This window comes from Mesorhizobium sp. AR07, assembly GCF_024746815.1.
Taxonomy (GTDB): domain Bacteria; phylum Pseudomonadota; class Alphaproteobacteria; order Rhizobiales; family Rhizobiaceae; genus Mesorhizobium.
In genome coordinates this window covers 141,007-165,934 of sequence record NZ_CP080527.1, presented here as the reverse complement: position 1 = coordinate 165,934, position 24,928 = coordinate 141,007, and the positions used below count along the sequence as shown (strand labels likewise).

Below are 24,928 nucleotides of genomic sequence, written 5' to 3'. Positions count from 1 at the left end.
CACTCAACTCTATCGATTCGATGAATTAAAAGAGAGAGCGTATTTCAAAAAACAGTCCCCAATCGGATGGAGTTTGCGGAACATCGACTGCAATTGGTTCATTCGATGCAAACTGAGACGGGTCAGGCCAATTGCGATCGCGTATCTGACGGCCAGCTTCCATCAAGCGGTGACGGACCTTGTCGAGATTACTTTTGTCAATGATCACGGGGCCGGTGACGATCTCTGCGTCGGGCATCATGTGACTTGTATCCGCGGGCGGTGGCGATCTTGAGCCGCATTCTGCAAAAAGCCCTGTTTTGCCGGACTTTCTGACGAAGTCGTCTTCTGGCTCTGTGTGCATGCCCACTATCGCGGCGGCGACCTCGCGCACCGGGGAAGAGCAGCTTGCAGCGTTCTCGAAATTCATCCTGCGCGATGAATCCGAGGCGAACTGACGAAATTACGTCGACTCATTGGTCAGACATCGGTCGGCGCGACGACGATCGACGCGCTGGCGGGGGGTCGGCGCATTGGCCGCGATCCCCGTCGAGGTCGGGAAGTCGCCAGGACCGATCCGCGGTCGAGCGCACACCTTCGATTGTTGACCGGTAAAACAGGACACATCGTAACCCGAGCCTCGGACCAGGTGGTAGGAACAGACGCTGACGCCGCGCGGTCCGGCTGCGGGCTTGCTCCAAAGAAGAACTCGCTATGCGAAGCCTGGAGAGGAGCAGGAAGGCCCATCCTATCGTCAGCAGGCTTATCGGTTTTCCGTCGTGTCGAAAGGTAGCGTTGGTCCATGCATAGGCTACAGGCGTGCCTGCTTTGCATCGTGCGGGCCTTCCTTTTTTCGTCGGCATGCGGTGTCGCGCGGGAACTAATGCATCAGTACCAGACAGAACTCGCACCTGAGTCGAAACTGAGTCCGCTCACTATCTTGTATGTTGTCGCTGCCCCGACAGGTGAGGCCGTGTCAGTCCACAGCACCCCCTAAACACGGCGGTGGCCGTCTCGAGGCGGTGCAAATTGAAAAAGTTTGCGCATGACGAAGCTTAGGAGGTTTGACCCCAACGCGCCGTGCCGCATTCTGAGAACATTCACTATACAATATAATCGCATTGCGGCATTGATTGTCTCCGCAGGCGCAGGTGCCTTTCCGGAGTTCGTCCATTCATGTCGCCCGTCCGCAAGCCCCAGCCGCTCGATCATTCGATCCTCAATGAAATGCTGGCGCTGCACCTCCAGCAGCTTGAGATCGATAATGGTGGGATGGAGGCCTTCCTCCCCAAGACGGGTTTGGCGCGAGGGACCTACTACACGATGCTGCGCGGTATCGGAAATCCGACCCTCAAGACAATCGAGCGCATCGCTTCCAAGCTCAATATGACCGTATTCGAGTTGCTGGGCTTCGAGATCGACGATGCGCGCAGGGCGCTGAAGAAGCGCGGCGTCGACTATGACGAGTTGACCTCAGCCATCCGGAAAAAAGATGAAGCTACCCGGCGTGTAGCGCGGCAGACCCGGTCGCAGAAGCTGTCGGGCTGAGAGAAACAGAAGGGCGCGCAACCGCAGGACACCGTCATCCACGCCGGCGAGCGCCTGGAAGGCCATCCAGAAGAGCGTGGCACGGTCGGCGGGCTGGTCGAGGTCGACCGGGAAATCGCAATCCCCCGCCGCATGAACGCGACCACGGCGGCGTCGGGCGTCAGCGCCCGCGTCCGGGGGACTCGCGGCGATAGTCGTCCTCGCGGCGGAGATAGTAGTGATCCTCCTATGGCGGCAAGGCGGCAGGTGATGCCGCAAGTTGAGCATCGCTCGCACAAAGGACTGAACGATCGCGCCGAGAAATCGCATGTGCCGCTGCGAAAACGATAACGGGCCACGCAGGGCAGCGAATTCACCCCGAACGCCATCCAGGCATGGGCCGGGTCCGTGTCGAATGGGACTACATCGTGCCTGGCAAGCCGATGCAGAATGCCTCCATCGAGGGCTTCGACGGCCGCCGCGACGAACTGTTGAACGAGACGCTGTTCAACTCACTTTCACTGGTCCCTGGCCCCGATGGCGCGGCGACGACAACAGCGCGCGCGGCTCAAGTCTTCGGAATGTCGAAGCCCCCAGCCTCCTTATCCAGATATTGAAAGGTCAGGCTCGATGACGGGGAAGGTGAAGGATTGACTGGTCTGGTTTGCGGGCCGAGCTTGTCGGCCGCTCAATCGAAAGCGTCATTTGAGGCACTTGCTCCCCCGCGTGCAACTGGAAGACACGCTCGTCCAGTTCCTTGTCTACTTCCGTGAGACGATGATTGAGGCGAAGGTAGTCCGTCCAGGTCGGCGTGCGGAACGTTTCTGTCCATTGCATGGGCTTCTGAAGGTTGCGCTGGAGCGTCCAATTCCGAGCACCGACGCGGCTGTGGACATGACGCCGCTGCCGCATGAGGTCGAGGAAGGCCTCGAGATTTCTCTCGGCTATCAGATATTCGACCTTGACCACGATCGGCCCGCTTCTTGGCTTCAAATTGAGAGCGACAGCTGGGGCGTCGAATTCCTCCAAAGGATCGGGCTCGGACTCGCGGCGCTCGCGAAGAGGAAACAGGACGCCCGCTGCGGCGACGAGCAACAGGGCTCCAGCGGAACCCTCCAGCGCCAAGGTCAGGGAATAGTTCTGGGAAACCGTGCCCCATACCCAACTGCCGGCGGCGATGCCCCCATCTATCAAGGCATAATAGATCGAGATGGTGCGCCCCACGACCCAGCGCGGGCTGGCCAGCTGCACACTCACGCCAACCCCGGACCAGGCGGTGACCCAGCCCGCGCCGCCCAAGGCGAGCGCAATTGCCGCCACCGCAATGGAAGAGGTCAGTGCCAGGGAAAGGGAGCATGCCGCACAGGCGACGCAGGAGAGCTTCATCAGCCGTTCTTGCGATAAGCTCCGTCTGAATGTGCTGTTGGAGAGGCCGGCGAAGACGGCGCCTGTGCCGAAGCCGGCCATGAGCGTGCCATAGGCGAGCGGTCCTCCCCCCAAATGATCGCGGACAACCAGCGGCAGCAGCGCGAGGATGGCGATGCTCGCAAGGCCAAAGAGGGTTCCGCGGGCGATCGCCGCCTTGATCTCCGATGACATCGCCGTGAAGCGCAGCCCGTCATAGATCGCCGTTTTCATCGACTCGCGCGGGAGAGGTGAAGAGCGAACCTTCCACTTGCAGCGCCATATGGTGCCTAGCGGGACCAGATAGGTGAGGGTGGTTACGGTAAAAGCTGCCAAAAGCCCAAACGAGGCAACCACGATGCCGCCGAGAGCCGGGCCCACGGTCCGCACAGTGTTGAAGCCGACGGAGAGCAAGGTGACGGCAGCGGGAACATCGCGTCGGTGCACCATATCGCCAACCGAGGCCTGCCAGGCAGGATCGTTGAGAGCGCCGCCGCTTGCGATCAAGAAGCTGAAGCCGAGGATCATCCACGGACTGACAAAGCCCAGCGCCACGGACGCAGTGAGCATTGCAGAGGCTATCACCATAAGGCAGCGGCCGGCGAACATGACCCGGCGCCGACTGTAATTGTCGGCGAGAACCCCAGCGAAGACGGACAAGATGAAAGCGGGCAGGTTCGATGAAGCCTGCACCAGCGCAACCATCAGATCGGAAGTCGAGATCGTCGCCATCAGCCAGCTGATGGCAACAGTCTGCATCAACCAGCCGAGGCTGGAAACCTGGGTCGCGAGCCAGATCGACCGAAAGGTCGGATTCCCGAGCGGCGCAAAAGTCGTTGGTGCAGCCAAATCTTCATGTGATCCAGCCACCCCACTCATTTTGCGAGCCTTTGCTTTCCGAATATTGGCAGGTGTCTCGCATGCAATCTCGACTGGATCGTGGCGGCTGGTAACTGAGAGATCATCCCAATCGCGAATTCTTACGCGCCGACGCTCCCTGGAGCGGAACTTCGAGCTCTTGCCGCCGACCAATGCCTGCACGGCGCCAGCAGGAGAGCCGGACGATCGCAGCGCCACTGAGGAACGGAGCGGGATCCAGCGGACCAGATTGTCCCGGAGTTCTCGGGTGCAATGTTTCTTCGACGACCTCATTTGTTTCTAGGCCTTTGGCCAAAAAGGAAGTAGGACGCTTTACATCGGCGATAAGGAGCCGAAGGGCATCGTCGGTTGAGCGATCATCGCGCTTCGCGTTACAACAGGGAGAGAGCGATGACCAATTCGGAAAAATCCCCAAGCGGCATAGCCTACCCTGACGACCTCGCGTTGCTGAAGCGGGTCTATGATCGGATCTGCCAAGAAAAAGGAATCCGCGCAGGTTCTGCTGAAGCGGAGCAACTGGCCGCGCGAGCTATGGACCTATTTGGTATGGGCATTTTCGAAGAAGATGCTCTTTACAAGAGCCTGGCATAGCCAGCTAATCATTTTTTGGGCCCAAAGAGGGGATAGTCGCGAACACGGGAGGAAATGATCGATGGACTACCAACTTGGTATTGGCAATCAAGATGACGATCAGCCTTATGAGCTTACCTGTTTCGCTAAAAAGCATGGCCTGACGCTCCCGATTGCGGATGCCGTACTGTTCGCAAAAGGGCACTCTCGAACGGCGTGTGACACCGCTGCTTTGGCTTTCCTCTGCGCTGTCGCCATTGCCAGAAAGCAATCGGCGCGCTAGTTTTCGTCGAGAAAATCCAAGTAGCGAAGCGCGGCGCAAGTCCGGTTTCCCTGGCTGGTGTCTGATACGCCCGGCCAGGCTGCCTTCACCCATTGTGTGGCCGGCGCCTCATGCCCTTCGGTACTAGGCCAGGGGCTGTCCTATACGTGCTTCCAAAGCCAATCCGGCGTCTCCCGTTCAAATTGATTAAGGCGCTGCCGACATAACGGTCGGTTTTGGCGCTCCGACATAAGCGCAAAAGCCGGCTGAGCTCGCGTTGGACGCCAAGCAGACCGTATCAACGATTCGGGAGCTCATCTCGCCAGCCGGCGAGAAGCATTAGATTCCGCCAAAGACGCAAAGATGGAACCTAACCAGAGTTTTGCGGCCAAGAGCCGCTTAAGCAGACCCGGACCGGTTCATCTTGCTTTACCCACGTCATCCAAGGTGCGTAGTAGTGGGAGCCCGGATTCTCGCTTGTCGTTTCACCCATTATGCTTCATCAAAGGGCACTATGCTGAGCGATGCCTTTTCGCGAGCCGCGACCATGTTCTTTCGTTGGAAACTCACTCACCAGCGGCGTTGGATGCGCTGAGTATGTCTTGGGGAGAGTGAGGACGCTTGCAGATCTTCGACAGGATTGACTCGCTGATTGACGCAGACGATTGCCGGGCCGCGATCGAAGAGACGCGCGCCCTGCTGCTTCAGCTTGAACAAAGACATGCGATCGACGACTTTCTGCTCGATCTGATGACGCTGGCTTTCATTGTTGAATGTTACGGACGCGGCTTTGAACTTTTGGCGCGAACGCTTGCCCGTAGAAGACTGGCAAAGGTCAGGCTTCTGTCGGGAGGGGTCGTCTCCGCCAGGGCGAAATGACCCCAAAAGTCTGATGGCTGAAGCGGCGGTCGCCCCGCGTTGCGCACAGTGACGAAGGTAATGGTACCGCCAAAAAAATAGGGCCATCGGAAAACCGAGGCCCTTTAGGTGTGAAGGTTAAAACCTCCAGAGGAACAGCTGATACGATGGAATGGGAGGAGACCATCGCGTGCATCAGCCGTAGGCTTAATGGCTAAAAATTGTGCGATGCGCAAACACATTTTGTGCAGTGCAGCTATGCAAGAACGGAGATGCTCCCTCCTTCCCCCACATTTGCGCCTGGAATGTTCGTGCTGGTCCCCTGTGTGCGTGCCCAATGCAATGCGGCGGTCACCTGAAAAGCAGGATGCCGGCAGGAAGGCTTTGCCTCGTGCGGCTCGCAAGATCTGGCTACATAGGCGGTCATCCAGCTCTAACAAGAGGGTGAACCATCATCGCTTGATCGGCTTTTTCGATCTCGAATATGAGGGTCAGCGCTTGGGTATCGCTATAGCACCATCCTGATGTGGACCGGCGCGGATTACGACATCGAGCTCCGCATGACGGTGACGCCGCTTGGAGCCGTCTCCCTGCCTCGATCATGCTCTCGACGATTTCGAGCGCTTGCGCGGTTGTCAGCGCCAAGGTGGAGGCAGCGCTAGCGACCGACATCGATCTCGGCATCGAAGGCAAGGTCACTTGAACGAAGGGCGACTCCGATCGGGCAGATGAGGGGATCGCGTTGCCCATCAATGCACTGCCGGCTTGGACAAGGGCAGCTCCCTGAGGATCTTGTCAATGATCTTGCGGAGCTGCCGCCAGGTGGAGAGGTTTCGTTCGTCCACCCGCTCCTCAATGGCCGTCAGCGTCCAACCGAAGCAGGCAATATCGTCCACCGCCCTATAGGTATCAGACCGCTTGATGCAGGCCGCGATGCGCGGGCGAGCATCGCCAATGTCCCTCGGGATGCTGGCAACCAGGGTTTGCGCTTCCTGATAGGCGAGCGCGATACGCTGCCGATCCTCGGTACCGCTTTCCAGGATCATGCGGCAAGTCCACATGAGGGTGTTCGATATTTCCTCGGATTCATCCCTCATTTCGGATCGGATTCCCATGAAAAGTTCCAACAGTAGCGGAGCTTGCTGCGCGTCTGGTGGTATCGCGTTCTTCCGACACGATCTCGTCATCTCCTCTGAGAGGGACCGAAAACGGAGCTTCGCACAGTTCATGCGCAAGCAAGCTGCGCCCTCAGGCGGCGCCGTTATCGCGATATCCACGTCGGCGCTTCGAGCGTTCGAGTCGCTTCGACGCGGAATCGGCATCGTCGCTGCTGTCGAATGTCTCCATCATCGATTGGCCATTCGTGCCGATCCGGCCCCAGTTGCGGATCACGGAGGCGCCGCCAAACAGGGTAGGCTGGATCGCGAGCGTATAGAAGCGCCGCATGTTCTGCGCCGGATCGATGCGGCGAAGATGAACCGAGCCTGTCTCCTCTCTCTCCATGGCCGGAGTCTCGCTTCCTTTGGAAGCGGCGTCCAACGACTTTCAAGAATCGGTCCGTCGCCATGGATTCTTCATCTTGATGGATCAGTGGCACCAGCGTCAGCGCTCACGCCCTTTCGCCATTCGCGGATGATGCGTTTCATGATCGCTTTGAGCATCTCGCGGTCTTCGTTGCGACAGCGAACACCGACGCGCCCCATTTCGAGTGTCCAATCGAAAACCGGCACTTAAACTCTTGCATTGATACCGGCGTCAGGCTCTCTCCAGACTATAAGCAAGGGTTGCAAGTCGCATGTGCTGCCGTTAACGCCGAAGCTCGCCGACAAGAGTGGGCTTTGTAGGAGCTGCGCTGGTCAGGAAGTTCGCCGGCGCAACAAGGCGTGGACTTCGCCTCGAACCATATCTGGGGCTTGCCGATGCTACGCGGCTGAAGGCAGCCATTGTCGCTTCGATCGACAGGGCGTGCCAGCCGGCGAGGGCGGTTCGCAGCTCCCGCGCGGCAATCAGCCCTCACAGTCAGGCTTGTTTATGCAGCAAAACTTCGACAAAAAGTCGCTCCGATTCAGGATCGGGAAAAGGGAGCAGATATGGTCTTTCGATTGAAAGAGCGACTTGGCAAGAAATTTGAGGAAGAAGTGCAATTCTTCAAATGTTGGCAGAAGGATAAGAAAGGTGTGGGCGCACTCATGCCCACCTCGATCCATACGGCGCGCCGCATGGCTAGGTATCGGGCACGTCCTCGACCAACTTCTTCGTACAGCGGTAGACGACATAGGCCAGAGTGCCGATGACGAGCAGGCAGAACATGGTTGTCTGCATTGGGCTTCCCCTCCGACCAGTCGCACCAGGGCAGATTGAGAGCGGCGAAGCTCCCGCTAACGCGCACCTCTCTCCGATATTCCGGCGATGCATTCCTCCAGGCATTCGAGGCGGAACTTCGCATTGCGGAGTTCATGTCCGGCTTCGAAACGTCGATGGCGCCCTTGTGGTGTGGTCGCCATGAGGTCGCGCTCCAGTTCCGCAATGCGCGCACGCACCTGCCGAGCGTCGTCCTGACGCAATGCCTTGATCCATCCACGCCCGCGCATCGGTCTTCCTGCCAGTACCCCAAAAGCCATGCGGATTTATCCACCGAGACCCTAATTTCCGCCAAGCCGAAACGCTCGAAATTTAACTTTGGCTATTTTAGCGAAGACAAAGAGGTTCTTGGGAAAAGGGCGGCGGCGCTTGGGAGGACAAACGAAGTGATACTCCAGAAGGTCGTCCGTCCTATCGGCCATCTTCGGCTCTGATGCCTGCGCAATCTGTTTGAGGAGGCGCTGCAACGGCTTTGGGCATGCCGCGGACAAGCGAAGTAGCGCCGGTCAAACGCAGTTGCGATGTAGGCATCGGGAGCGCGGTTGGTGTGTGGATAGTCAGCCCTGGCCTATTGTCCATTGAGCCAGCCGGCGCGCATTTTCGCAGCCATGGTGGCGGAGCATGTTGAATTGGCGTTGTTTGAGCAGTCACTCGGCAATATCGAAGGCCTGCATCGGCCGTTCTATGATCGTGTGGCTGACGCCGCGCAGAAAACCGCTGGATCGGTTCTTTTCGATGTCCGTGTCGACGGCGATATCTGCGTTCAGCGCATGGCTGCGATTGGATATGGCGTGACCGGCACGGCAATAATCGTGATGGAGAAGAATGGACAACTTAGATGCGCATCGGTAAACGGCGACACCGCCCTTTTGGTGGCAGAGTTGGCTGCCTGGGATGCGTCTCCGTTACGTGAGCAAGCGAAGGTTGACCCCTGCGGAACGGCCATCATCCTGCTAGCGAAGCTTCGGAGCTCAGGTCACTTCGCCCTTTTCTAACCGGCTGAGCGCCGCTTCCTACCTTGCGGGCCAAGCAGCGGAGAAATCATGTCCGGTTGCAAGTGTGCCTGGCGTCCAACTCGTCAATTTCACCGGCTATCGAAAACGTTCTTGGCAGATGGCGCGGCGGCGATAAGCAAGCAGGCGCGCGAACGGCGGCCAGCAGCAGCCTCTCGGCAGTGAGACCCGGCTTCGTCCCCGTCCTCAAACTGCTCACGTTGAACGCGGGACGCGACGGGCTCCGGCGGGATCTATCCGAACCACCCTGGCATCACCTTCGGACCAAGAAACCTGCCGTGACCCGAGACCCTGGCGCATCCTAATTGCAAAGGTTTACGGTCACCTGCAGGACTATGTGTTGCGGCCAATGCGCCGGACGGCTGTCCTCGGAGGAGATCATAGCCATATGATATGGCTCTGCCAGGCTTCAGATCCCGCGGTTGTTTTGGGCTATGTGAGCGGCGGAAACGCAGGACGATGATAGGGTCATGATGAAGCGCGCGAGTTGCTGCCGGCCGATCAAACCGGCCTTGCAAATTTTTCGTTTTTGCTGCGCCTAACTCCAGATTTTCGGTTATGAATCGGGACTGGCCTAACGGCCTGCCCACGTTGCAATTGTTACAAAGGAACAGACATATGGCGACCGGAACCGTGAAGTGGTTCAACAGCACCAAGGGATTTGGATTTATCCAACCCGACAATGGCAGTCAGGATGTTTTCGTCCACATTTCCGCCGTTGAAAGAGCGGGCCTTTCGACCCTCGCTGATGGTCAGAAGATCAACTATGAAGTCGAACAGGACCGCCGCACGGGCAAGTCCTCAGCTGGCAGCCTCAGCAAAGCTGGCTAATTTTCTCCTGCCTGCTGGCAACCGCCGGATGGACGCGGTACGGCGAGGACTGACTGATGGCCGCCCAATAAGAAGCGGGCGAGAACAAGGCTCGACCGGAACGCTGGAGCAGGAGATTGCTGCAAGCCGGCGCGAATCCTGGGGAACCCAAGCTGTTTGAAAGGGAAGGCGGGGTTGGTTCCCCGCCTTTTCATATTCCGCGCAGACTTTGTCTGTTGCGCGCGCCACAACGAACCTCGAGAGATAAAGTCAGGCGGCGGCTTTCTTGCGGGTCTTCGCCGGCTCCGTTTCCGGCTCTTTCGGTTTGCGGCCGAGCCCCATCGTCTTAGCCAACGCCGAGCGCGCAGCGGCGTAATTCGGCGCGACCATCGGATAATCTCCCGATAGACCCCATTTGGCGCGATATTCGTCCGGCGTCAGCCCATAGTCGGTCGACAGATGGCGCTTTAGCGATTTGAATTTCTTTCCGTCCTCAAGGCAGATGATGTAGTCCGGGGTCACCGACTTCTTGACCGGGACTGCAGGCTCGAGAGCCTCCGGCTCTTTTGCGGAAACGCTGCCGGCCGTGCCTTTCAGCGCTGTGTGAACCTGGCCGATCAGGGCAGGGAGTTCACCTACCGGGACCGGATTGTTGGAGACATAGGCTGAGACGACATCGGCGGTGAGCTCGATGAGGACGTCGATGTTGTTGTCCGCTTCTTCTGTCATGGAACTCTCCGGGTCGCTTGAAAGACAGCTGGCGAAGTGTCGCTACATAGTGGCGGTTGCTGTTGAATGCAATAAAGCCCCGGCAAGACTTTTGCCATGCTCGTCCTGCACCGTGGTCAATAGCGACGCATCCCGCCGTCTTGCTCGTGCTGATCCGACCGCGGTTGGAGCGTCCATGCTCGATGTGATGAGGAGGCGATCCTGAAACGCCGCCAAGCCCGTTCTAGATATCTTCTATGCTGAAGATCGGAATAGATTATTCGGAGAATCATGTCCGGCGCGCTCGACAATGGCTACCCCGAGAGCAGAGCTGGCCGCCTGTAAAGCAGCAGGATCGAACTCACAATGATCTGGGATCTGGTCGCAACGATTGAACAAGCACCTCGGGCGCCAAGGCGCGTGCTCACGGGGAGGGGCTCGGTACCCAGCATCTGGAAGAGCCGGCGGAGGGGCGTTCAGCTTCATCCTCGACCAGGCTTCGCCCCGACGAGCTGCACCGCGACATTGATGGAAAGGAGAGGGGAAGACGCCTCTGGCCAATCGTCGCCAAAAAAAGCCCGCCGGAACGAACCGGCGGGCGACGGGAGGAAACTCTTTTTGTTGAAATCAGGCGGCGAGCACCGCCTTCGGCTCGACCAGTTCGTAGCCGAGTGCTTCGGCGACAGCGCGGTTGGTGATCTTTCCCTTATGGACGTTGAGGCCGTTGCGCAAATGGTGGTCGTCGACCAGCGCCTTCAGGCCCTTGTCGGCGAGCTGCAGACCGTAATGCAGCGTTGCGTTGTTGAGGGCATGAGCCGAAGTGACCGGCACAGCGCCCGGCATGTTGGCAACGCAGTAGTGGATGACACCGTCAACCTCGTAGGTCGGGTCGGCGTGAGTGGTGGCATGCGAGGTCTCGAAGCAGCCGCCCTGATCGATGGCGACGTCGACCAGCACCGAGCCTTTCTTCATGCCTGACAGCATTTCGCGCGAAACCAGCTTTGGTGCCGCGGCGCCTGGAATGAGCACTGCGCCGACAACGATGTCGGCCGAAAAGCACTCTTCCTCAAGCGCCTCGACGGTCGAGTAACGGGTGTGGACGCGGCCGGCAAAGAGGTCGTCGAGCTGGCGCAGGCGCGGGATCGAGCGGTCGATGATGGTGACGTCGGCGCCGAGACCCACTGCCATCCGGGCCGCATGCAGGCCGACGACGCCGCCGCCGAGCACGGTGACCTTGCCGGGCAGCACGCCGGGCACGCCGCCGAGCAGCACGCCGCGGCCGCCATTGGCCTTCTGCAGTGCTGTAGCGCCGGCCTGGATCGACAGGCGTCCGGCGACTTCCGACATCGGTGCCAGCAGCGGCAGGCCGCCACGGTCGTCGGTCACGGTTTCGTAGGCGATTGCGGTCACGCCGGAAGCGAGCAGGCCCTTGGTCTGCTCCGGATCCGGAGCAAGGTGAAGATAGGTATACAGGATCTGGCCGTCGCGAAGCTGGGCCCATTCATTGGGCTGCGGCTCCTTGACCTTGACGATCATGTCCGACTTGGCGAACACGTCGGCAGCCGTCTTGGCGATCGTTGCGCCAGCCGCGCGGTAGGCGTTGTCATCGGCGCCGATGCCGGCGCCGGCGCCGGTCTCGACCAGCACTTCATGGCCATGGGCGACATATTCGCGAACCGAGCCCGGCGTGAGGCCGACGCGATATTCGTGGTTCTTGATTTCCTTGGGGCAGCCGACGCGCATTGTCTTCTCCTGATCCGGCCCTTTTGGGCTCGTACCCTGTATGGATGGAGTGAACCACGAATCGCTGTGCAGGTGTTTGCGAATGCGCTTGCGCGAACAGCCCAGTTTCGATAATCGTTGCGCGAAATAGTGAGATATTCGCAGGATTCACGAAAACTGCCGCTCGACACGATTGATATCGCCATTCTCGACAGGATCGATATCGCCATTCTTTTGGGACTTTGCAGAAAGATGAGCGCCGGATTCAGTCCGGCGTGAACGCCATGGCTGCACATGACGGCTCGGCAAAACTAGGGCGATCGTGACGCGCTGCTGTGAAAACCACGTCTGCCGACGATGTCCTGCTGCCCGCCGGTCGCGACCTGTCGGCGGCGCAGCGATTAGATTGCACCGCCTTCTCCGCGCCAGCGTTTCACAGCCGAAAAACCCGCCGCTCTTGGGCACGAGCGGCGGGTTTTTGCGGCGCTACTCGGACTGAATACGCGTCCTCAATCACATTGGCTGCGGGTAGTTAAGCCTGCATTAACATTCAAGATCTGGGCATCTAAATCGATACGAGCGCAAGATGCCGCGCGGTCGGACGTTCCGGGAACAAATCCTCTTCGCCGTCAAATCGGCAAGGCGTCAGCTATCACAAAATCTGCGCTTGACGTTGCGTAAGCTCTCGTGTTTTTCGCTGCGCGGGGAACGCCTTCCAGTCTCGGTCCAGGGCGACGAAAATGAGGGGCAGCGATGGTGGTTGGCGAGCCAAATGACGTGCGCGTCAAACGCGCCGGTGGGGGATGGGTCGTTCATATTGTCGAGGACGGCAAACTGACAGTTCTTCGGTTCAAGACACAGTCTCCCGCCGAAAATGTCGCCGATGACCAGCGCGCCAGGCTCGGCCTTGCTGGCAAGCCACCGATTGACGAACGCTGACGTCTGCACCGGATTTGGGGAGACGTTGATGGCTGGTGAGCCTTTGCGCCGGCGGGCGGAACACATCGCCGAAGGGCCATTTCAATGCTGCTTGCGGCCGTCTTGGCCATGCGACCTGCTTGATCGACAGCGGCTAGATCATGAAAAGCCAGGTCGTCAAGGAACCGGCCCGTAAAAGCAGCAAGAATTTGCACCGCCACCGCCACCGACCTCAGACAGCGGTGAAACACGCAAAATCATACTGGAGCCGCGTTGCTGTTGGCTCAGCGTGGAGATGCGGACATTGCGCCATCTCTCGAAGCCCTCTGTTGCGAAAGGCGCGGCGCGCCTCTCCTCAAAGCTGGAGTGACGCAGATCCGTGAGGCTTAGGTCCTCTTCAGCGCTGGGCAAGTTGCAACGGGACGGAGACTTTCTCACATGTACGGCGGGTGTCACGCCCCGGAGACCAGGGCAGGAATGGCCAAAGCCTCATCCGCCTCGTCAAGAATGGAGAAGGTGTAGCGGCCATCGGCGTCGAGATCGACGGAGTAGCTCAGGCGGTCGAGTATGTTGTTGTCCTGGTCGAACGTGACAATCCGCGGCTTCAGCGAAGTGATATGCGCTTCGTCCAGATAGATGGAGTTGCAGACAATGATCTGGTCGTCGGGCTGGCAGGTACGGGCAGCCGCTCCGTTGAGGATACAGCATCGTGAGCCGCGCTCGCCAAGAATGACATAGGTCGAAATCCGCGCACCGGAATTCTTGTTCCATATCTCCACAAATTCCATGGGCAGGATCCCTGCTTCCTCGCAGTGATCAGGGTCGAGCGTTATCGAACCATGGTAGTTGAGGTTCGCCTCGGTGACGTAGATGCCGTGCAGCTTGCCGGCGACTAGTTTTCGCATTGGTTCTTTTGTCCCTATCGATCATACACGGTCAGGTTCTTGCCGTGCTCTTGGCGGCTCGGTCGCCCCGCTAAACTCCGACGACGAGCGCGCCGCCGCTGAGACCCGCCCCTGCGGCTGCCAGCAGGATTTTCTCGCCCGGCCGAAACGGCTCCGTCTGATTGGCCAGCGACAGCGACAGCGGGATTGTCGCGGCGGAAGAGTTGCCGTATTCGGCGATCGTCTTGACGATTGCTTGATCGGCTATTCCAAGGTTTCTCCCGACCGCATCGAAGATACGAGCATTGGCCTGATGCGGCACGAACCGGCCGACATCATGTGATCGCACTCCGGCAGCGGCAAGCGCGCCTATCGAGCAATTGGTCATCATCTCGACAGCCTTGGCGAACACTTCGCGTCCGTCGGTCATCGTCATGCGGGTTTGCCCAAGGTCGAGGCCGTCATGGAACGGGATGTTGCTTCCGCCTGCCGGGATCTGGATCAGTCCGTAGCGCGAGCCGTCGGAATCCACCGAGGCGCCGAGAATGCCCCGATCTGGGTTATCGCAAGGACGGATAACCACGGCGCCGGCGGCATCGGCGAAAAGGACCGAGCTTGCGCGCTCGGCTGGATTGATGCGGCGGCTAAGGATGTTGGCGGCGATGACCAGCGCTGGTTTGCCATGTAAGCGAGTGAAGCCGTCGGCGAACATCAGCGCATAGATGAAGCCGGCGCAGGCGCCCGTCAGATCGACCGCGCCGGCGCGGCCAAGGCCGAGCTTGTGCGCGACCAGAGGTGCACTGGGCGGCAGAAGGTGGTCGGGCGTCGAGGTGGCAAGCAACAGCAGACCGATGTCGCAGCGATCAATACCGGCGTTCGCCAGCGCCATGTCGCCGGCATACATGGCAAGGCCAGACAGCGTGTCTTCGTCCGTTGCCCAGAAGCGCGAACGAATTCCGGTGCGCCGCTCGATCCACCCGGGTTCGAGGCCGAGACTGTTCTCGATTTCCGGGTTCTCGACCCTGCGCGCCGGCGCATGATGGCCAAACCCAAGAATGCGCGATGATCTGCTCATGGCCTCGAACCGAAGCGTTCGCCCGCCTCCTCAATGGCGTCATAGAGTCGCTCGAGCTCGTCGCCGGTGAAACAATAGGGTGGGAGGAGGTAGAGGACATTGCCGAGCGGGCGCACGAGCAGGCCGCGCTCGAGGAAAAAAGCGCGCAGCTTCGGCCCGATCTCGGCCAGATAACCGGCTGAGCCGGCGCGCAAATCGAGGGCTGCGATCGTGCCGGTCGTCCGGCTGTCGGTGAAGAACGGATTGTCGCGAAAGCGCCGAAGCCCGGCGGCCTGTCGCGCGCTCAGGGCCGCGATACGCTCGGCCACCGGTTCGTCATGCCAGATCTCGACATTGGCGAGTGCTGCCGCGCAGGCAATCGGATTGGCGGTGTAGGAGCTCGAGTGGAAAAACGTCTTCTTCCGGTCCGTCGAATAGTGGGCCTGGAAGATGGCATCGGTCGCAAGCGTGGCGGCCAACGGGATCACGCCGCCCGTCAGCCCCTTCGAGGTGCACAGGATATCCGGAGAGATGGATGCCTGCTCGCAGGCGAACATGGTCCCGGTGCGACCCCAGCCGGTCATCACCTCGTCGGCGATCAGCAGCGTGCCGGAGGCCTCGGCGATCTTCTTCAATTCGGTCAGAACCCAGGCCGGATACATCAGCATGCCGCCGGCGCCAAGCACGAGCGGCTCGACGATCAGAGCGGCGGCGCGCCGGTCGCGACAGACAGCCTCGAACCGATCCAGCGTTTCCTGCTCGCGCCCGGCGGCCGGGAAGGGGATGGTGTCGACTTCGAACAGCAAGGGTTCGTAGGCGGCGTTGAACACACCGCGGGCGCCGACGCTCATCGTGCCGATCGTATCGCCATGATAGCTGTGCTCCATGACGACGATGCGCGAGCGCGGGGCGCCGATATTGCGGAAATAGCCGAGCGCCATCTTCAGCGCGACTTCGACTGAGGTCGAGCCGCTGTCGGAATAGAACACCCAGTCGAGACCGGCGGGAGCGAGGCCGACGAGCGCCTTGGCCAAGCGCTCCGCTGGCTCGTGCGTGAAGCCGGCAAAGATGATCTGGTCGAGGCTTGACGCGGTCGTCTCGATAGCCTTCATGATGCGGGGATGGCGGTGGCCTTGCGTGACAACCCACCAGGAGGAAATCGCATCCAGGATGCGCGTGCCGTCAGCCTTGTGGAGATAGGCGCCTTCGGTCAGGACGATTTCAGGGATCACCGGCTCAAGCGCGTGCTGTGTGAAGGGATGCCAGACATGCGACATCAGTCATCTCCTGTAATCGAGGCGAAGGCGAAGCCGGCAATCATTGCGTCTCTCAGCGTTTTGTCCGTCAGCGGAACGAGGTGCGGTAGCCTGCCGAGCTGCGGCGCACCGCTGAATTCCACGATTGTCCGTTGCGTATCGGCCATCTCATCGCCGATGAAGGCGATGCCCGCCAGCGGGATGGAGCGGGCGCGCAGGGCCTCGATCGACAACAACGTGTGGTTGATGGTGCCGAGCGTGGTGCGGGCGCACAGAATGACCGGTAGCTGCCACTCAGCGAAGATGTCGATGAACCTTGTGCGCCGGTTGAGCGGCACCATCAGCCCACCCGCGCCCTCGATAACCAGCGGCGCCGGCAGGACCGGAAATGAAAGATCTGCCGCCTCGATCGATATGCCGTCGATCTCGGCCGAACGGTGCGGCGAAAGTGGGCTGTTCAAGCGGTAGGCTTCCGGCAGCACGCGCCCCGACGGCAGGCCAGCAAGCCGCGCAACCACCTCGCTGTCGGTCTCGCCGTCGAGACCCGATTGAACCGGCTTCCAATAGAAGCCGTCGAGCAGGCCGGCCAGCCCGGCCGCAAACACGGTCTTGCCAATTCCGGTGTCGGTTCCGGTGATGACGATGCGTTGGGTCATGCCGCCTCCGGTCATGTTTGGGCCAACACCTCAACGAGCGCCTCGACCATGGCGGAAATCTCCGGTTCGGCGACATGCTCAGGTGCATTGCCTCGCAACAGCCGCGACCCGGTGGCGCCGACCGGCGTTCCCCGCGTGATCGCCGCCGCAAGCGCCTCGCCAAGTCTTTTGGAAGAGGCAAGGCCGAGATAGCCGTTTGACGAGAAGTCGAGCCCGGCGCGCGGCGACAGCGTCCGCAGGCGATCGTTGCGCGCCAGTCCGCGCAAGGATGCGTCATAGCGGGCAAGAAGTGCATCGTTCATTGCGCCTCGCGTTCCATCGGCTCGATGCCGAGACGCCGGAACAGCTGACTATCCTTGTCTTCGCCGGGATTGTCCGCCGTCAGCAGCGTGTCGCCGACGAAGATCGAGTTGGCGCCGGCAAAGAAGCACAGCGCCTGCATCTCGTCGGTCATGGCGGTGCGGCCCGCCGAAAGACGCACATGTGATTTCGGCATCATGATGCGCGCCAGCGCGATCACGCGCACGAATTCGATCGGCTCGATGGGCCTGGCTTCGGCCAGCGGGGTGCCGGCGATCGGGATCAGCATGTTGATCGGAACGCTTTGCGGATGTGCCGGCAGGTTGGCCAGCGTCACCAGCATGTCGATCCGGTCCACCGGCTCTTCGCCCATGCCGACAATGCCGCCACAGCAGACCTTGATGCCGGATTGGCGGACAAGCTCGAGTGTTTCGAGCCGGTCAGCAAAGCTGCGCGTGCTGATGATCTCGCTATAGTAGCGTTCCGACGTATCGATGTTGTGGTTGTAATAGTCGAGACCAGCCTGTTTCAGGCGAGCGGTCTGCTCAAGATCGAGCATGCCGAGCGTCATGCAGGTCTCCATGCCCAGCGCCTTGACGCCTTCGACCGTCGCAACGACCGCATCCATGTCGCGCGCCTTGGGATTGCGCCAGGCGGCGCCCATGCAATAGCGGGTGGCGCCGGCATCACGCGCCTTGGTCGCTTCGGCGATGACGCGCCTGACCTCCATCAGCTTCGACGCCTTCAAGCCAGTTTCATGATGGGCCGACTGGCTGCAATAGCCGCAATCCTCCGGACAGCCGCCGGTCTTGATGCTGAGAAGCCGGCTGAGCTGGACCTTGTTGGGATCGAAATTCTCGCGGTGGACGGTTTGCGCGAGGAAGAGGAGATTGTTGAAGGGAGCGTCGTGGACAGCCCGAGCCTTCTCCAGGGTCCACATCCCGCCATCGTTGCATTGCGCCTGTGGCATTGTCTTCGTCGAATTCGATGCGTGCATCCCTGTCCTGTTCCCTGGGTTCCGGCGTTACGGCTTCTTTGCTGGCGGATTGACGGCGACTGGAAGGCTTATCGGCCCGCTGCCGTCCGTTTGTAGTCGATCATGAGTCCCGATAATCAAGGCCGATATCCAGGATCGGCGCGCTGTGGGTTAGCCAGCCGATGGAGATCATATCGACGCCGGTCGCGGCGACTGCTGGCGCCGCGGCGGCGGTGATACTGCCCGATGCTTCGGTGATGCATCGACCGGCGACCATCGATACCGCATGGCGCAATTCCTCGACCGACATGTTGTCGAGCAGCACAGCGTCGGGGGCGAGAGCCAGGACATCTTCCAACTGGGCCAGCGTATCGACTTCGACCTCGATCTTGACGAGATGGCCGACACTCGCACGCGCTCGTTCAATGGCCGGGCGGATTCCTCCGGCCATGGCGATATGGTTGTCCTTGATCAGGATGGCGTCGTCGAGGCCGAAACGGTGATTGGCGCCGCCACCAGCGCGCACCGCGTATTTTTCGACTGCCCGCAAACCGGGCGTCGTCTTGCGGGTGCAGACGATTTTCGCCTTGTGGTCGTGGATGGCATTGACGATCGATGCCGTCGCCGTGGCGATGCCGCTCAGATGGCTGAGGAAATTAAGCGCGGTGCGTTCGGCGGTGAGAATGGCTCCAGCCGGCCCGCTCACCGACGCTATGGTCTGTCCTTGCGCCACCTCGCCGCCGTCCGGGCACTCAAGCGTACTCTCGATCCTCTCATCGATCAGCCTGAAAGCGAGCATCGCCAGATCGAGCCCCGCGACAACTCCACTCTGTCGTGCCGAAAGCACGGTCGTTGCCCGAAGGTCCTTCGGAACGATGGCGTCGGTCGTCAGATCACCGGCCCGGCCGAGATCTTCCAGAAGCGCTGCCCGCACCAGGGGCTCGAGCATGATTGCGGGAAGCGGCGAGAGGTTCATGGCTCGACCTCTTCAAGCGTTGACGAACATGCGAGTTCGTCGGCTGTCGCTAAGGCTTCGTCAAGCCTGAGCCTGGAGCGGCGGGCGGTGGCAGCACGATCGGGAAAGTCCGTGCGGTGGTGAGCGCCGCGGCTTTCCTGGCGCAGCAAGGCGGCAACCGCGATCATCAGTCCCACTGCGGCGGGATCGGACGCCGCATTGTGGCGTCTGGCCAGCGGAAGCAATGTCCGAATGGCCTCGCGCAACATCTCGCCATCACGCTTCACGCCAAGGGTGCGTGAGAGGAGGGGGCGCAAGGAGACTGAATCGGGCGCAGGAATTTCGCGTGCCGTCGATCGTGTTCTGACGCCGATCGCAGATCCCGCCACGCTTTCGGCGACCCAGCGCGCGCACACCACAGCTTCGGTCAGCGAGTTGCTGGCAAGCCTGTTGGCGCCGTGCAGTCCAGTCGAGGCGACTTCGCCGCAAGCCCACAGTCCGGCAACGGAGGAGCGTCCCTCCCGATCCACCGCTATGCCGCCCATGTGATAGTGCTGGGCCGGCCGTATCGGAATGAGGTCGCGCTCCGGGTCGATGCCGGCGCGCCGGCAGGTTGATGCAATCGTCGGAAACTGCCGCGCAAATGTCGGGCCGGGCTTTTGTCGTCCATCGAGAAAGGCCCGGTGGCCGTTCGAAAGATGGGTCCAGATGGCGCGCGCCACCACGTCGCGTGGCGCGAGTTCCGCGTCATGCAAGTCTTTAAGGAAACGTCGGCCCGTTTCGTCGACAATCGCAGCGCCTTCACCGCGAACCGCTTCACTGATCAGCGGCATCGGGCGATCCGGCCGGTCAAGCGCGGTCGGATGGAACTGGATGAATTCCAGGTCGGCAAGGACAGCACCCGCGCGCGCCGCGAGCGCCAGCCCCTGTCCGCAGCTGCCGAGGGGGTTTGTCGAGTCGTGGAACAGGCCGCCAATCCCGCCGGTCGCGAGGACGACCCGTCCCGTACCCAGGAACACGGGGCTCATCGAACAGCTTGCCCAAACGCCCCGGACCGTATTGTACTCCACCGCCAGCCGCCGCGCCTCCACACCCTCGACCACCACAATCGACGGAGCGTTTCGTACGGCGGCGACCAGCGCGCGCATGATTTCCTGTCCGCTGCCGTCGCCGCCGGCATGAACGATGCGCCGGCGGCGGTGCGCGGCCTCCAAGCCAAGGCGCAGTGCTCCTTCAGGCGTCCGATCGAAGCGGACCCCAAGGTTTTCCAGGGCCTCAATCGCGTTAGGAGCCGCATGGAGAATGCGGCTTGCGATGTCTGCGTCGCACAGCCCATCCCCGGCGGCGAGCGTATCGGCGAGGTGCAGCGCCGGATCGTCGTCAACGCCAAGACTGGCAGCCAGCCCGCCCTGTGCCCACGCGCTCGATGCTTCAGATCCGAGCGGCGTCCTGGACAAAACAAGCACGGGTTCTGGCGCCAGATGAAGCGCGGTCAATAATCCAGCAATGCCGCCGCCAATGATGATGGGCCGGCCAAAGAAGCTGCGCACATCCGCACTCATACGGCGAGCATCCGCTCGACGGCAAGTCGCGCGCGCCCGGCGATTCCAGGCTCGATGGTCACGATATGGCAGTTCTCTTCGAGTGCGGCGCGGATGTTGGCGAGCGTTATCCGCTTCATGTGCGGGCACAAATTACAGGGCCGGATGAACTCGAGCTCCGGATGCTGGAGCGCGACATTGTCGCTCATCGAGCATTCCGTCAGCAGCACGACGCGGGGCGGCTTTCGCTTTTCGACGTAGTCAGACATCGCTGCGGTCGACCCGGAAAAATCGGCTGCGGCCACCACTTCCGGCGGGCACTCGGGATGCGCCAGCACCGTCACGCCGGGATGGTCCTCGCGCAGCTGGCGGATGTCGGCCGGCGTAAAGCGCTCATGTACCTCGCAATGCCCTTTCCAGGCGATGATTTCGACGTCGGTCTGGGCGGCGATGTTCTGGGCCAGATACTCATCCGGCAGCATGATCACCCTGGGAACACCAAGCGATTCCACGACGGCTTTCGCATTGCCTGACGTGCAGCAGATGTCGGACTCGGCTTTGACCTCGGCCGACGTGTTGACGTAGGTCACGACCGGCACGCCCGGATAGCGTTGCCGCAGCAGCCGGATGTCCTCGGCGGTAATCGAGTCCGCCAGCGAACAGCCTGCGCGCAAATCAGGAATGAGCACCGTCTTTTGCGGATTGAGCAGCTTTGCCGTCTCGGCCATGAAATGCACCCCGGCCAGCACAATGACATCCGCTTCGGTCGACATCGCCTTGCGGGCAAGCGCCAGGCTGTCGCCGACGATATCTGCGACGCAATGGAATATCTCCGGCGTCTGGTAGTTGTGCGCCAGGATGACGGCATTTCGCTGCCGCTTCAGCGCAAGGATAGCATCGATATCGCTGGCAAATACCGGCCATTCGATCGCGGGGATGACGCGCCGGACGCGGTCGTACAGGGACGCGCCCGAAGGCAGGACGGCGCTCATCGAGCCTCCAGTTATAGTCTACATGAATATAAGTGATCTATATATTCGTTGTGACTATAAGCGATGTCAAGCCCGCGCAAGCGGCAATTTTGTCCCAGCCACGGGCCTCTCGTCGAGAATGTTGTGGCGGAAGCGGTAGAGGCGCGCGGGCCGGCCGCCGGTTTCCGCCGTCGTCTCACCGGTCTTCTCAACGAGGTCCTGCTGCTCGATGAGCCGGCGGAAGTTTGGCTTGTTGATGAGCCTGCCGGAGAGCGCCTCCACGGTTCGCTGCAGCTGCAGAAGTGTGAAGAGCGGCGGCATCAGCTCGAACACGACCGGCCGGTATTTGATCTTGGAGCGCAGCCGCGCCATAGCCGTTGCCAGGATGCGGCGGTGATCGGCGATCATCGATTTGCCAGATACCGAGGTGGGCGCCGCCGAATATCCGCCGCGCATCGCTTCCTCCACCAGGGCGGCCTCGTAGAGCAGCTCATAGCGTTGAAGCGTAAGTTCCTCGTTCCAATGGCGGTCGTCGAAGCCGAAGGCGATCGCTGCCCGCCGTCGCCGGTCGAGGCGCGTCGCGCCGTCGTCAGCGCCGTCTGCCCATTCGATGAGGCGCAGCCGCAATTCGTCCACGACCGCGGGTGTGCCGGAGCGGTGATCCTCCCACGGGAAATAGTCGTACCAGCTTCCCCAGTGGCGCCCGGCCGAGCCGCCAGCCTTGTCTGGATGGGTGAGCGCGAGGTAGCTGATCGAAATCACGCGCTGTTCACCGCCGATCCGGTCGCGATCGGCGAAGGTGTAGAGCTGTTCGATATAACCGAGCGGCTGGCCTGTCTGTTGTTCCACCCATCCCCTGAGGCCCGACTGCGGCGAACGATGAGCAAGCTCGAATGGCCCCGAGGGCAGCGCGGCTTCCTGTCCAACGGTGAGAACACAAGGTCCCCCACCGTTCATTGCCACAACGACGGCGATCAGGTCGGCTTTGACGTCGTTGGCCTTAACTGAGGCCTTGCCTTTCCTGATGCCTTTTGCGCGATCGTCCATGGTCCCCGAAGTGGTTGGGCAAGCATTGCCGCGTAGGCGGCTGAACCGATTTAATTCGGTATTTGTACGATAATTGTCGGCCCGTCAACACCACGCGTCGTGGCGATTTTTGGCTTTTGGCGGCTACACAAAAATGTGCCAAATGCGACAGCCGTGGTTGGTAACGTTGGGGAAGGAAGCGTCCATCGAGTGCGGTTGCTAACTCCAACGCGATCACGCCGCCAGATGTTCGTTCGAAAAAGGCGGGACGACGCTCGTCTGCTGACCGCCTATACCACGCCGATTGCAAAGCTCGTCGATCGACATTGCGACATTCTTATCCAGTTCGCCCGCGCCGCCATCAATGCATTCGAGCACAACCTGTACGAGTCAACAAATCGACTCGCCGGCCCTATTGTTTCAGATGAAATGAATCTAGTTTCAAAGTCGACCGATAGGCCGGGCACAGCTGCGGCCATCATGGCCATTTGACATAAACGCGTCGCCCGATTGAGATTATCTTGACGGTAGCGTAGTTCGCCATCCAAGCCAGTCGAGATGATCATGGGCAAATATCGAAACCATCGCGAGCCACGCGGGCATCGCCACGACGATGACCCCGTTTCCTTTTCGGAACGGACCTCCGAGCCAAGCTATTTTCAGCGCCCGGCGACCGTGACCGCGCACCCTGTCGACGCCGAGGTGTTGTGGTTCACAGCCGCCAAGGGTTTTGGCTTCGTCAAACTGTCGGACGGCACGGAGGCCTATCTGCACGTCCGAGTGTTGGAGGCGGCCGGAAGCCGAGATGTTGCCGAGGGGACGCTTCTGAAGGTCACGGTCGAAAAAAAGTCCAAAAGGTCATCAAGTCGCGCAGGTGCTGGAGATCGGCGATCAGATCGCGAAAACTCCGTCACATATGCGCGTCGCTGGAGCGACCATCGTCGAGACGGGCGCGCAGCCAGAGAGCGGAGGCACGGTCAAGTGGTACAAACCCGAAAAGGGCTTCGGCTTCATAGCTCCTGACAACGGTGAGAAGGACGTCTTCGTTCATGCCAGCACGCTGACCCGTTCAGGGCTCAGTGCGCTGGTGGAGGGACAGAAGGTGGTTGTCGCATGCGGGCAAGGCAAGAAAGGCTTGGAAGTCCAGAGCATTCGCCTCGCCTAGTAAAAATTGAGCCCGATTAAGATGCCGATATCGGCCAAGTCTCACCGAGACTTTGGCTGGGCTGGGGCGCAACGGCCGCTATGCTCTCACACTGAAAGGCGAAGGCGGTACGAGCGACAAACAGAGCAGCAAGAATGGTCCAGCAGCTTCGCATTTGGATCTTCCCCAGTACTGTGAACTATGCCGTTGGCTTGGCATTTGAGTGTCACGCACCCGGTCCCTTGCCGGTCTTAGCATAGACGCTTCCGGCCTACATTAGTGCCGCCTTATGATGTATAAAGGCTGTGACGACCTTAGCCGCCGCTTAGGGGACCATTGGTGAATGCGGTCGGAACACGACGCATAGCGGGCTTGGCAGGCGTGATCGTCGCGGCTGCCGCGCTCAAGGATGTCTCTGCGTTTGCGCATAGCGCTGATAGCTGGACCTATCCACCGGCCTGCTGTCACGGCGACCCGGTGACCGGAGAGTGCGGTAAGATTCCCAGCAAAACAGTAACACCGCGACCCGATGGCTATGAGATCATCTTGCGACCAGGCGACCATCGGAAAGTCACTCATCAGAATCGCTACTTCGTGCCATACGACGTGGTCATTCCGTCCGGCGACGACAATTTCCACATCTGCCTGCATCCGACCGAGGAGCACGAAAACTGCTTCTTCGCACCTGCAAACGCGATGTAGGCTCGGTTACATCCCGTCGATCGAACCTGTGCCCATTGGTGCGAAGAAGCACGTCCATCTGAACCTGTGAAAGGTCTCGTAGTTCATATGTGGAGTGACCGTCCGATAGAACGTCATCAAACGCTCGCAGATATGGTATCGATCATCCGGCGCCGCCTGGACGCGCTCTCTGGGGATAAACCACTCCCCTCCTTGTGGCTCATTCATGTAGGTGGGACGAGTTAGCCTGACGTAATAGCCGTCTTTGGTCGCCCTGACGTCGCTGGAATCGATTGGGTGACAGTCTTTGTTGCCGCAGCAGTTATAATGAAGAATGGGATCAGTCTTGCCGGTGTACCAATCGTGGGCCTCCGCATCGCCAGCCAGGATGAGCCACACCAGTGCAATATGCCTTTGCGACTGCCCCATGGAATTAACCCCTCACATTTTTGCATATAGCATATTAGTAATCG

The 24,928-nt window shown here is 60.4% G+C and carries 28 protein-coding genes and 4 pseudogenes; 15 read left to right on the top strand and 17 right to left on the bottom strand.

What is annotated here, in order from left to right; genetic code table 11:
* Nucleotides 1–25: 25 nt before the first annotated feature.
* On the bottom strand, nucleotides 26–409 hold the full coding sequence (locus BPNPMPFG_RS35295) for a hypothetical protein (protein ID WP_258598183.1): 384 nt from the start codon (nucleotides 407–409) through the stop codon (nucleotides 26–28).
* Nucleotides 410–1,155: 746 nt separating this feature from the next.
* Between BPNPMPFG_RS35295 and BPNPMPFG_RS35290 the strand changes: the two genes are divergently transcribed.
* The 3 genes and pseudogenes from BPNPMPFG_RS35290 to BPNPMPFG_RS35280 form a co-directional block, all read left to right on the top strand.
* Nucleotides 1,156–1,527 carry an XRE family transcriptional regulator gene (locus BPNPMPFG_RS35290; protein ID WP_258598181.1) on the top strand — a complete coding sequence of 124 codons (372 nt, stop codon included), beginning with the start codon at nucleotides 1,156–1,158 and terminating at the stop codon, nucleotides 1,525–1,527.
* Nucleotides 1,528–1,758: 231 nt separating this feature from the next.
* Nucleotides 1,759–1,854, top strand: a pseudogene (locus BPNPMPFG_RS35285) (IS6 family transposase); the annotation flags it as partial.
* Between the two features lie 15 nt (nucleotides 1,855–1,869).
* Nucleotides 1,870–2,027, top strand: a pseudogene (locus BPNPMPFG_RS35280) (integrase core domain-containing protein); the annotation flags it as partial.
* Between the two features lie 100 nt (nucleotides 2,028–2,127).
* Here BPNPMPFG_RS35280 and BPNPMPFG_RS35275 read toward each other — a convergent pair.
* The gene (locus tag BPNPMPFG_RS35275) at nucleotides 2,128–3,789 is read right to left on the bottom strand and encodes an MFS transporter (protein WP_258598205.1); all 1,662 of its coding nucleotides are present in this window, start codon (nucleotides 3,787–3,789) and stop codon (nucleotides 2,128–2,130) included.
* A 390-nt stretch (nucleotides 3,790–4,179) separates the two neighbouring features.
* On the opposite strand from BPNPMPFG_RS35275, the gene BPNPMPFG_RS35270 reads away from it, so the two are divergent.
* From BPNPMPFG_RS35270 to BPNPMPFG_RS35260, 3 genes are all read left to right on the top strand, one after another.
* On the top strand, nucleotides 4,180–4,380 hold the full coding sequence (locus BPNPMPFG_RS35270) for a hypothetical protein (RefSeq protein WP_258598180.1): 201 nt from the start codon (nucleotides 4,180–4,182) through the stop codon (nucleotides 4,378–4,380).
* Nucleotides 4,381–4,441: 61 nt separating this feature from the next.
* Entirely contained in the window at nucleotides 4,442–4,642 is a 201-nt protein-coding gene (locus tag BPNPMPFG_RS35265) for a hypothetical protein (protein WP_258598177.1), read from the top strand.
* 600 nt (nucleotides 4,643–5,242) lie between these two features.
* Nucleotides 5,243–5,500, top strand: coding sequence for a hypothetical protein (locus BPNPMPFG_RS35260; RefSeq protein WP_258598176.1), 258 nt, complete (start codon nucleotides 5,243–5,245; stop codon nucleotides 5,498–5,500).
* 728 nt (nucleotides 5,501–6,228) lie between these two features.
* On the opposite strand, the gene BPNPMPFG_RS35255 is transcribed toward BPNPMPFG_RS35260, so the two are convergent.
* Together BPNPMPFG_RS35255 and BPNPMPFG_RS35250 are read right to left on the bottom strand one after the other, a co-directional pair.
* Nucleotides 6,229–6,525: a hypothetical protein gene (locus tag BPNPMPFG_RS35255; RefSeq protein WP_258598174.1), complete on the bottom strand. Its 297-nt coding sequence runs from the start codon at nucleotides 6,523–6,525 to the stop codon at nucleotides 6,229–6,231.
* A 202-nt stretch (nucleotides 6,526–6,727) separates the two neighbouring features.
* The gene (locus BPNPMPFG_RS35250; protein ID WP_258598203.1) at nucleotides 6,728–6,982 is read right to left on the bottom strand and encodes a WGR domain-containing protein; all 255 of its coding nucleotides are present in this window, start codon (nucleotides 6,980–6,982) and stop codon (nucleotides 6,728–6,730) included.
* Nucleotides 6,983–7,569: 587 nt separating this feature from the next.
* Here BPNPMPFG_RS35250 and BPNPMPFG_RS35245 point away from each other — a divergent pair.
* The 4 genes and pseudogenes from BPNPMPFG_RS35245 to BPNPMPFG_RS35230 all read left to right on the top strand — a co-directional run.
* Nucleotides 7,570–7,704 (top strand): annotated as a pseudogene (locus tag BPNPMPFG_RS35245) (phospholipid N-methyltransferase PmtA); the annotation flags it as partial.
* Between the two features lie 231 nt (nucleotides 7,705–7,935).
* The gene (locus BPNPMPFG_RS35240; RefSeq protein WP_258598173.1) at nucleotides 7,936–8,274 is read left to right on the top strand and encodes a hypothetical protein; all 339 of its coding nucleotides are present in this window, start codon (nucleotides 7,936–7,938) and stop codon (nucleotides 8,272–8,274) included.
* 174 nt (nucleotides 8,275–8,448) lie between these two features.
* On the top strand, nucleotides 8,449–8,835 hold the full coding sequence (locus tag BPNPMPFG_RS35235; protein ID WP_413776914.1) for a hypothetical protein: 387 nt from the start codon (nucleotides 8,449–8,451) through the stop codon (nucleotides 8,833–8,835).
* 636 nt (nucleotides 8,836–9,471) lie between these two features.
* Nucleotides 9,472–9,684 (top strand): cold-shock protein, encoded by a 213-nt coding sequence (locus BPNPMPFG_RS35230; protein ID WP_258598170.1) that lies wholly within the window; start codon nucleotides 9,472–9,474, stop codon nucleotides 9,682–9,684.
* Between the two features lie 249 nt (nucleotides 9,685–9,933).
* Here the strand turns inward: BPNPMPFG_RS35230 and BPNPMPFG_RS35225 are convergent, their stop codons facing one another.
* Nucleotides 9,934–10,392, bottom strand: coding sequence for a Ros/MucR family transcriptional regulator (locus BPNPMPFG_RS35225; protein WP_258598168.1), 459 nt, complete (start codon nucleotides 10,390–10,392; stop codon nucleotides 9,934–9,936).
* A gap of 606 nt (nucleotides 10,393–10,998) precedes the next feature.
* Complete coding sequence (gene ald, locus BPNPMPFG_RS35220) at nucleotides 10,999–12,114, bottom strand: alanine dehydrogenase (protein ID WP_258598166.1); 1,116 nt, start codon at nucleotides 12,112–12,114, stop codon at nucleotides 10,999–11,001.
* A gap of 732 nt (nucleotides 12,115–12,846) precedes the next feature.
* Here ald and BPNPMPFG_RS35215 point away from each other — a divergent pair.
* The gene (locus tag BPNPMPFG_RS35215; protein ID WP_258598165.1) at nucleotides 12,847–13,032 is read left to right on the top strand and encodes a hypothetical protein; all 186 of its coding nucleotides are present in this window, start codon (nucleotides 12,847–12,849) and stop codon (nucleotides 13,030–13,032) included.
* Between the two features lie 431 nt (nucleotides 13,033–13,463).
* Here BPNPMPFG_RS35215 and panD read toward each other — a convergent pair whose 3' ends face one another.
* From panD to BPNPMPFG_RS35165, 10 genes and pseudogenes are all read right to left on the bottom strand, one after another.
* On the bottom strand, nucleotides 13,464–13,916 hold the full coding sequence (gene panD / locus BPNPMPFG_RS35210) for an aspartate 1-decarboxylase (RefSeq protein ID WP_258598164.1): 453 nt from the start codon (nucleotides 13,914–13,916) through the stop codon (nucleotides 13,464–13,466).
* 70 nt (nucleotides 13,917–13,986) lie between these two features.
* Nucleotides 13,987–14,970: a 3-oxopimeloyl-[acyl-carrier-protein] synthase BioZ gene (gene bioZ, locus BPNPMPFG_RS35205; RefSeq protein WP_258598163.1), complete on the bottom strand. Its 984-nt coding sequence runs from the start codon at nucleotides 14,968–14,970 to the stop codon at nucleotides 13,987–13,989.
* Nucleotides 14,967–16,226 carry an adenosylmethionine--8-amino-7-oxononanoate transaminase gene (locus BPNPMPFG_RS35200; protein ID WP_258598162.1) on the bottom strand — a complete coding sequence of 420 codons (1,260 nt, stop codon included), beginning with the start codon at nucleotides 16,224–16,226 and terminating at the stop codon, nucleotides 14,967–14,969. Before BPNPMPFG_RS35200 ends, bioZ begins: the two co-directional genes overlap by 4 nt.
* Nucleotides 16,226–16,861: a dethiobiotin synthase gene (gene bioD / locus BPNPMPFG_RS35195; protein ID WP_258598160.1), complete on the bottom strand. Its 636-nt coding sequence runs from the start codon at nucleotides 16,859–16,861 to the stop codon at nucleotides 16,226–16,228. Before bioD ends, BPNPMPFG_RS35200 begins: the two co-directional genes overlap by 1 nt.
* 68 nt (nucleotides 16,862–16,929) lie before the next feature.
* A pseudogene (locus BPNPMPFG_RS35190) lies at nucleotides 16,930–17,163 on the bottom strand (8-amino-7-oxononanoate synthase); the annotation flags it as partial.
* Entirely contained in the window at nucleotides 17,160–18,101 is a 942-nt protein-coding gene (bioB, locus tag BPNPMPFG_RS35185) for a biotin synthase BioB (protein WP_258598159.1), read from the bottom strand. The gene bioB and the pseudogene BPNPMPFG_RS35190, both read right to left, overlap by 4 nt.
* A 157-nt stretch (nucleotides 18,102–18,258) precedes the next feature.
* Entirely contained in the window at nucleotides 18,259–19,113 is an 855-nt protein-coding gene (gene nadC / locus BPNPMPFG_RS35180) for a carboxylating nicotinate-nucleotide diphosphorylase (RefSeq protein ID WP_258598158.1), read from the bottom strand.
* A complete protein-coding gene (locus tag BPNPMPFG_RS35175) occupies nucleotides 19,110–20,654 on the bottom strand; it encodes an L-aspartate oxidase (protein ID WP_258598157.1) in 1,545 nt (514 codons plus the stop codon). The genes nadC and BPNPMPFG_RS35175 overlap by 4 nt, the downstream gene beginning before the upstream one ends.
* Nucleotides 20,651–21,625, bottom strand: a complete 975-nt coding sequence (nadA, locus tag BPNPMPFG_RS35170; protein ID WP_258598155.1) for a quinolinate synthase NadA — start codon at nucleotides 21,623–21,625, stop codon at nucleotides 20,651–20,653. The genes BPNPMPFG_RS35175 and nadA overlap by 4 nt, the downstream gene beginning before the upstream one ends.
* 66 nt (nucleotides 21,626–21,691) lie before the next feature.
* A complete protein-coding gene (locus BPNPMPFG_RS35165; RefSeq protein ID WP_258598153.1) occupies nucleotides 21,692–22,651 on the bottom strand; it encodes an NUDIX hydrolase in 960 nt (319 codons plus the stop codon).
* A 225-nt stretch (nucleotides 22,652–22,876) separates the two neighbouring features.
* Between BPNPMPFG_RS35165 and BPNPMPFG_RS35160 the strand changes: the two genes are divergently transcribed.
* From BPNPMPFG_RS35160 to BPNPMPFG_RS35145, 4 genes are all read left to right on the top strand, one after another.
* Entirely contained in the window at nucleotides 22,877–23,122 is a 246-nt protein-coding gene (locus BPNPMPFG_RS35160; RefSeq protein WP_258598152.1) for a hypothetical protein, read from the top strand.
* A 66-nt stretch (nucleotides 23,123–23,188) separates the two neighbouring features.
* Nucleotides 23,189–23,653, top strand: a complete 465-nt coding sequence (locus BPNPMPFG_RS43315; RefSeq protein WP_413776913.1) for a cold-shock protein — start codon at nucleotides 23,189–23,191, stop codon at nucleotides 23,651–23,653.
* A complete protein-coding gene (locus tag BPNPMPFG_RS35150) occupies nucleotides 23,547–23,795 on the top strand; it encodes a cold-shock protein (protein ID WP_258598149.1) in 249 nt (82 codons plus the stop codon). Before BPNPMPFG_RS43315 ends, BPNPMPFG_RS35150 begins: the two co-directional genes overlap by 107 nt.
* Before the next feature lie 360 nt (nucleotides 23,796–24,155).
* Nucleotides 24,156–24,476, top strand: a complete 321-nt coding sequence (locus BPNPMPFG_RS35145) for a hypothetical protein (protein ID WP_258598202.1) — start codon at nucleotides 24,156–24,158, stop codon at nucleotides 24,474–24,476.
* 6 nt (nucleotides 24,477–24,482) lie between these two features.
* Here the strand turns inward: BPNPMPFG_RS35145 and BPNPMPFG_RS35140 are convergent, their stop codons facing one another.
* Nucleotides 24,483–24,884, bottom strand: a complete 402-nt coding sequence (locus tag BPNPMPFG_RS35140; RefSeq protein ID WP_258598147.1) for a hypothetical protein — start codon at nucleotides 24,882–24,884, stop codon at nucleotides 24,483–24,485.
* Nucleotides 24,885–24,928 lie beyond the last annotated feature (44 nt).